We start from the raw sequence: 6,728 nt of genomic DNA on the forward strand, positions 1-6,728 counted from the left end.
GTTTTCAGTTTCCAAACTGGACTGAAAACTGCAACCGAATACTGTTTACTAAAAAGATTAGTCTATAATATCAAACCCACAGTATGGTCGTAATACTTCTGGAATTACGATTCCCTCTGGTGTTTGGTAATTTTCAAGAATTCCCGCAAGTACCCTTGGCAAAGCCAATGAACTTCCGTTTAATGTATGAGCCAATTGATTTTTTCCGTCTTTATCTTTAAAACGTAATTTCAAACGGTTCGCTTGAAAAGTTTCGAAGTTAGAAACTGAACTAATCTCTAACCAACGATCTTGTGCTGTAGAGAAAACTTCAAAGTCATATGTCAATGCTGCTGTAAAACCCATATCACCACCACACAAACGTAAAATTCTGTATGGTAATTTTAATTCTTGCAAAATATTTTTCACATGCTCCACCATTCCGTCAAGCGCTTTGTATGAATTATCAGGATGCTCAACACGTACAATTTCTACTTTGTCAAATTGGTGCAAACGGTTTAATCCACGTACGTGAGCTCCATAAGAACCCGCCTCACGACGGAAACAAGGCGTATATGCTGTATGTAAAACAGGTAATTCGCTTTCGCTCAAAATAACATCACGGAATAAATTTGTAACAGGAACTTCGGCAGTTGGGATTAAGTATAAATCGTCAATAGTCGAATGATACATTTGTCCTTCTTTGTCTGGCAATTGTCCTGTTCCATATCCTGAAGCTTCATTTACTAAATGCGGAACTTGCACTTCATTATATCCTGCGGCAGTATTTTTATCTAAAAAATAATTGATTAAAGCACGTTGTAATCTAGCACCTTTTCCTTTATAAACAGGAAATCCAGCACCAGCTATTTTTACACCAAGCTCAAAATCGATAATATCATATTTTTTTACCAAATCCCAATGTGGTTGTGCACCTTCATGTAAAACTGGAATTTCCCCCTCTTCAAAAACATTCAAATTGTCTTCTGGAGTTTTCCCTGCTGGTACAATATCAGCTGGAAGGTTTGGCAATGCGTATAGTTTTTGAGTTAAATCCTGAGCCAAAACATCAGCTTTGTCTGCTAACTCTTTACTTTTTTCTTTTAATACAACTGTTTTCTCTTTTAAGATTGCGGCTTTAGATTTTTCACCCGCTTTCATCAATTCGCCAATATCTTTGGATAATTTATTAGATTCAGACAAAATGTTATCCAACTCAACTTGAGTTGCACGACGTTTTTCATCTAGTTGCACCACTTCTTCAACAGCGCTTTTGGCATCGATATTTCGTTTTGCCAAAGCTGTGATTACTTTTTCCTGATTTTCTCTAATAAATGCGATTTGTAACATAGCTTAAATTTTGTAACTATTGTATATTTATATATTAAGGAAGCAAATTTAAGGAAATGTTTGCTAAGAATGGGACAAAGTTTATAGCGAAAGGTAATTTCTTACTTATAAAAGAATATTATTCCACAAACTGTTGTCTTCCTGAGCGGAGTCAAAGGATCACAAAGTTGCACAAAGACTCCCAAAAGTTTAATTAAATAGAAATAAATACAATACTTTGCCCTCCTGAGTAGAGTCTAAGGATCAATTAGTTACCAAATATAATTCTGATAACTTTACAATATCATTGTTCTCTAGTCCCTCTTTCTTCTTGCATCTTAAATCTTCCTTCTCTCTTTTCACAAACTCCATTTCACACAAACTCACCCTTTGAACCTTTGCTACTCTGAACCTAAGAACCTTGCTTAAGCCCTTTTAATTTCATGACCCACAAATTCCTCCAGAGTAGCAAACATATCATCTACCGAAAGAACTTCTAAATCAGGATGTGATTTTAAAAAATTAGCGTTCAACGTAACCAGGTTTTCTTCTATTTCATAAAAAGTATCATTGTTAAGCAAATCTCTTATTGGGTTTACACCTTCTAATTTTCCTTTAAGGAATTTATTAAGTTTTACGCTGCTCATTAATTTTACTTTTTTGCTTTGTTGTTGGAATAATTCCAAGTGTTTTTCGGCACCAAACAAAGCCAAACCTTCTTCGATTAACTCATTTAACTCAGCATTCCAACTCGAATTATATACAAATTGAGCAAAATTTCCCTCTGTACATTGCGAAGTGTAATAATCTAAATAATAACTCATCAAAGCATCCTCATGAATCAAGTCATCATCAATACCTTCCTCACGCATTAAGTTAATTACCGAAATATTAGAGTGAATTATATCTTGAAGATTCTCACTATTCATTGCCGTTTCAGAAACTATTATTCTACCGAATTCCATCTTGTTTTATGTTTAGATTTTGTTTTGCAAATTTCAGTTAAATTAAACCAGAAAAGAAATACAATCTGATTTATATCCCATCTAATCCGTCCTTACCCATTTTTTCATTCATTTTTGTAACCAAAGCTTTCAAACGTAATGCTTTTGCTTTTTTCTCCTCCTGAAGTTTAGTCTTTTTTCGGTTTAGCAATTTGGTATGCAAAGCCTTGTTTTTGGTATTTTTTTCAGGTCCTTTTGCCATGATTTCTATGCTTATTTAATTCCGCTTACAAAGATATGAAACTGAATGGGAATAATTTACTGGGCGTTTCCCTCCGGGTCGGGCTATTCACTACAAGTCCTCGCACTTCCTCCGTCAGGCTGTGGGCTATCCGCTGCTATCCCTAACGCAAACCCATTTTCATAAGAAATATAAATTCACAATATTATTATGTAACAAAAAACACTATTTTAGCATTGAATTAAAATTATTCATCGCCCAAATTCTATTAAAATATTATACCTATGAAAAAATTTTTTATTGCAGCTATTTCACTTTTATCCTTCTCAATGTATTCTCAAAGTCGATATGAACTACAAGATAAAGGAACAGAAAGACTCTATCTTTCAGATACTATTATACAAATGGCTACTAATAAAGTTATTACAAATGAGCCAATGCTTATTGTAGATGGAGTAACATATACTTATCAAGACTTAGAAAAAAAGAAACTTACATTTTCAAAAAATCAAATTCTAAAGATTACAACTGTTGACAGACAAAAAGCAATTAGTCTTTATGGAGATACTGAGGGAGTAGGCGTTTTAATTATAAAAACAGTTAACGCTTCATATTAAAACCGCATGCCAAAAATACATCATTTAAACTGTGTTAAAATTGTTTCACCAGTTAACGATAATGTCTGTGGACATTGCCTATTGATTGAAGAGAATGATAAACTCATTTTAATTGATACTGGTATTGGACTTTTAGACATCCAAAAACCATTAGAAAGAATCGGCCAACAACTTATAGATATTGTTGGCTATAGCTTTAACGAAAATCAAACCGCCATAAGGCAAATCGAGAAATTAGGACTTAACCCTGAAAAAGTTACTGATTGCGTTATTTCCCATCTCGATAACGACCACATAGGAGGCCTTGCCGATTTTCCTAATGCAACAGTTCACGTAGGAATCGAAGAATATGAAAACTTCAATTCAGGAAATTCAAGATACTTAAAAACACCATTAGCACATAATCCAACGATTAAAACTTATGGAAAATCCGACTTTAATTGGTTCGGATTTGAAGCTAGAAAAGTCATTACAAATACCGAAACAGAAATTTTTCTTGTTCCTCTTTTCGGACATACTTCAGGACATTGTGGCGTAGTAATAAAAACAGACAGTAAATGGATGTTTTACATTGCAGACGCATATTACATGAGACTAGAACTTAATGATAGTGAGCATCCCGTAAATCAGTTAGCCAAAATGAGGGCAGACAACAATGATTTAAGATTAAACAGTTTAGATAAAATAAGAAATTTAATAAATGAGCATCCTGAAATAGCAGTTTTTGGATATCATGACATCAAAGAGTTTAAACTTTACGAGAAGTAAGCTTGCAAAACAAGATAACATCTTAAATACTTTCAATCAGAATACAAGAATTATATCTGTTCTAAAAAAATTATATAACGTTGATTTAAATGGACACTCGAAAAATCAAATTGGTAGACTATGAAAATGTTGGTGATTTTAAGATTCAACTTCTTCGTAAATTAAATCTATTCGACTCCAATAAAAATTGTGAAAGTGAATTTTACGAAAGAATTCAGAATTATCTAAATAGAAACAGTCAACTAATAATTGAAATTTCTATCTCTAAAACTGAACTATCAAATAAAATCTACACTAAAATATTAAGAAAGTTAACAGCACAAGAAATACCCGAAAATTATCCATTAAATGCTTCTAATATGGAAACACAAGCTTATTTTAGAGAAATAAGCGGAGAAGAATTTAACTTACTTAAATTGAAAGCAGAAAATGATAGTATCCTAGAAGTAAATTCTTTCATGACTGAATTTGAAAAAATCAACAACTTCAGTAATTTAAAAATAAGTATTAAACAATAGATCTCGACTGTCAAAATCTCATATAAACTTTACAGTATTCTGTTTTAAATTAGTACATATTTCAAACCACATAACATTAAATCAAATACTAAATTGAACGCTTTTAATTGGATAAACAATCAAAACTCAGAATTTGAAAAAGCATTCTCATATCTTAAAAGAATGGGGAATTTAACTCCAAGTGCTGAAAAAACTTTTGAATTATTAAAAGAATTAAATTCTGAAACTCCCGATTTACAATCTGATGTTTTAATCTCCGAATTTAATAAAATCCAATATCACTCAAATACTTATAGTTATTTTTACTTCTATTTTCCTATAGTTACTCATATTTTATACTACAAACCGAAATATGAAAAGGATATTTTAAAATATTTAGTCAGTCCAAATTTTGCAAATGGAACATCAGAAGTACATGAAATGATTTCGATGATTACAGAAACCATGAAATTTAAACTTAACGAAGACAAATATTATTTGACTAGAGAAAGCCAGTTTTGGGTTACAAATGAACTTCCTAAACTCGAAAAACAAGTTCAACGAGAAATAGACATTTGTTGGAAAGAATTAGACGAATAAATCTACTAGATATAAATTATTATAATTGTATTTTTAACAAGCGAACATATCAAAAAAATAAGCATTTAAAAATATAAATAATGATGGGAAGAATAGCATTAGAATACTATGTTTTAGATGTATTCTCTAATACAAGTTACAAAGGAAACCCTTTGTCTGTCGTTTTTACTGATGGAAATTTAGATTTAGAAGTTTATCAAAATATTGCAAAGGAATTTGGTTATTCTGAGACTTCATTTGTTTATTATTCTAAAGTACAAAAGGCTCTTAATGTTCGTTCTTTTACTCCAATAGGCTTTGAGATAGACGGAGCTGGACACAATTTATTAGGTGCCGTTTGTGGTGCATTATTAAAAAAAATACCAATATTTAATGAGCAAGATGAAAACAATCGTTTTGTAATCATGAAAAATGCCCCGATACGAGTAACAGCAAGTTTTGATTCAGTCACACAATATCCTATTGTACAAATGCATCAAAAACAAGCTATTATAAAACACCAAGTCCCTACTTATAAAATAGCAATAGCATTAGGTTTAAAAATAGAAGATTTAGAAGTTAATATGCTCGTTCCAACTGTGGTACAAACAGAAGTTTCGCACGTAATGGTTCCGATTAGAAATAGCCAATTACTCAACGGCTGCACTCCTGACAACAAACTTTTAATCGAAATTTCAAAAGAACATCAATTTGAAGGTTTTTATTGTTTTACTATTACTGATGAAGATCAAGATAATATTGTTGAAGCCAGGTTTTTCAATCCAATAATCGGAATAGAAGAAGATGCTGCTACTGGAACTGCTGCAGGCCCTCTAATCGGTTTTTTGACAAAAAATAAGTATACACAACCAAACAAAGAATATAAGATTCTACAAGGCGTAAAATTAAATCAATCCTCAATAATAGAAGTAATGAGTAGACAAAGTGATATTTTAGTTGGTGGATCTTCAGCTATAACAATGCGTGGCGAACTTTATATTTAGATAAAATCAAACCAGATTAGATTTCTTTTTAATTCTTTCCTACAACTACCAACATAACCACTTCATGGAGATTATAATAAAAATAATAACATTTATATCAATAATAACTTTAATCGTTTTACCAATTGTAATATTAAATAAAATATATAAACGAAATACTAAAAACATATTCATCATATACTTAATCACCAGCATCATAACAACTTTTATTCTCGTTTTAATTGTAGGATGGTGGGGAAGCTTTTCAAATGAGATTCTACTTTCTTATTATGGATTTGATTTTGATGCTATGAACGATATTGAAAGATTTAAAAATGTAGCCCTTGAAAATTTAGAAAAAGTAAAAGAACTAGAAAAAAATACGCTAGGAATTGGTTGGCCACTTAAAGCTTTTATGTTTTTTCTAATTTACTCACCATATCTATTAATTGTATACATCTCAACTTATTTTTATAGAAAAAATAGCAAGCACGAGTTATTAGCAAAATAAATCATGTTAACTCTAAATTTATATCTATTAGAACCAATTTCATTACTACACCACTTAGATTAATAAAATTAAGGGGGAAGATTTAAATTTTATTCTCCATAAACGCGCTAAAATTATACCGCAAAGCTTCACAAAATTTACACAGAGTCTCGCAAAGATTTTTTACTTGTAAAACTTAAAATAGTTTCTCGCAAAATCGCTGAGACGCAAAACTGTTTTTAGCATAAATAACACTTCAGGTTTTAACCGCAGAGGGAGGAAAGAGAAAAAAAAAAAAAAA

At 31.2% G+C, this 6,728-nt stretch carries 9 protein-coding genes; 6 read left to right on the top strand and 3 right to left on the bottom strand.

From position 1 onward, the window contains the following. Nucleotides 1–57: 57 nt before the first annotated feature. The 3 genes from serS to OA93_RS25225 all read right to left on the bottom strand — a co-directional run bounded on the left by serS (nt 58) and on the right by OA93_RS25225 (nt 2,514). On the bottom strand, nt 58–1,329 hold the full coding sequence (gene serS, locus OA93_RS23220) for a serine--tRNA ligase (protein ID WP_039116572.1): 1,272 nt from the start codon (nt 1,327–1,329) through the stop codon (nt 58–60). 404 nt (nt 1,330–1,733) lie between these two features. Then, the gene (locus OA93_RS23225; protein ID WP_039116573.1) at nt 1,734–2,273 is read right to left on the bottom strand and encodes a DUF4375 domain-containing protein; all 540 of its coding nucleotides are present in this window, start codon (nt 2,271–2,273) and stop codon (nt 1,734–1,736) included. Between the two features lie 70 nt (nt 2,274–2,343). After that, nucleotides 2,344–2,514: a hypothetical protein gene (locus OA93_RS25225; protein ID WP_165572136.1), complete on the bottom strand. Its 171-nt coding sequence runs from the start codon at nt 2,512–2,514 to the stop codon at nt 2,344–2,346. 263 nt (nt 2,515–2,777) lie between these two features. Here OA93_RS25225 and OA93_RS23230 point away from each other — a divergent pair, with 263 nt between their 5' ends. The 6 genes from OA93_RS23230 to OA93_RS23255 all read left to right on the top strand — a co-directional run bounded on the left by OA93_RS23230 (nt 2,778) and on the right by OA93_RS23255 (nt 6,448). After that, the gene (locus tag OA93_RS23230) at nt 2,778–3,110 is read left to right on the top strand and encodes a hypothetical protein (RefSeq protein WP_131474523.1); all 333 of its coding nucleotides are present in this window, start codon (nt 2,778–2,780) and stop codon (nt 3,108–3,110) included. A 6-nt stretch (nt 3,111–3,116) separates the two neighbouring features. Further along, nucleotides 3,117–3,878, top strand: coding sequence for an MBL fold metallo-hydrolase (locus OA93_RS23235; protein WP_039116576.1), 762 nt, complete (start codon nt 3,117–3,119; stop codon nt 3,876–3,878). An 89-nt stretch (nt 3,879–3,967) separates the two neighbouring features. Further along, complete coding sequence (locus OA93_RS23240) at nt 3,968–4,396, top strand: hypothetical protein (RefSeq protein ID WP_039116578.1); 429 nt, start codon at nt 3,968–3,970, stop codon at nt 4,394–4,396. 93 nt (nt 4,397–4,489) lie between these two features. Next, the gene (locus tag OA93_RS23245; RefSeq protein WP_039116581.1) at nt 4,490–4,975 is read left to right on the top strand and encodes a hypothetical protein; all 486 of its coding nucleotides are present in this window, start codon (nt 4,490–4,492) and stop codon (nt 4,973–4,975) included. An 80-nt stretch (nt 4,976–5,055) separates the two neighbouring features. Then, the gene (locus OA93_RS23250; RefSeq protein WP_039116582.1) at nt 5,056–5,958 is read left to right on the top strand and encodes a PhzF family phenazine biosynthesis protein; all 903 of its coding nucleotides are present in this window, start codon (nt 5,056–5,058) and stop codon (nt 5,956–5,958) included. A 64-nt stretch (nt 5,959–6,022) separates the two neighbouring features. Beyond that, on the top strand, nt 6,023–6,448 hold the full coding sequence (locus tag OA93_RS23255) for a hypothetical protein (RefSeq protein WP_039116584.1): 426 nt from the start codon (nt 6,023–6,025) through the stop codon (nt 6,446–6,448). Nucleotides 6,449–6,728 lie beyond the last annotated feature (280 nt).

Source organism: Flavobacterium sp. KMS, assembly GCF_000813005.1.
Classification (GTDB): Bacteria; Bacteroidota; Bacteroidia; order Flavobacteriales; family Flavobacteriaceae; genus Flavobacterium.

Coding starts and splice junctions, on each gene's coding strand:
- OA93_RS23230 (WP_131474523.1), top strand. CDS start 2,778: ATGAAAAAATTTTTTATTGCAGCTATTTCACTTTTATCCTTCTCAATG.
- OA93_RS23255 (WP_039116584.1), top strand. CDS start 6,023: ATGGAGATTATAATAAAAATAATAACATTTATATCAATAATAACTTTA.
- OA93_RS23240 (WP_039116578.1), top strand. CDS start 3,968: ATGGACACTCGAAAAATCAAATTGGTAGACTATGAAAATGTTGGTGAT.
- OA93_RS23225 (WP_039116573.1), bottom strand. CDS start 2,273: ATGGAATTCGGTAGAATAATAGTTTCTGAAACGGCAATGAATAGTGAG.
- OA93_RS23250 (WP_039116582.1), top strand. CDS start 5,056: ATGATGGGAAGAATAGCATTAGAATACTATGTTTTAGATGTATTCTCT.
- OA93_RS25225 (WP_165572136.1), bottom strand. CDS start 2,514: ATGGCAAAAGGACCTGAAAAAAATACCAAAAACAAGGCTTTGCATACC.
- serS (WP_039116572.1), bottom strand. CDS start 1,329: ATGTTACAAATCGCATTTATTAGAGAAAATCAGGAAAAAGTAATCACA.
- OA93_RS23235 (WP_039116576.1), top strand. CDS start 3,117: ATGCCAAAAATACATCATTTAAACTGTGTTAAAATTGTTTCACCAGTT.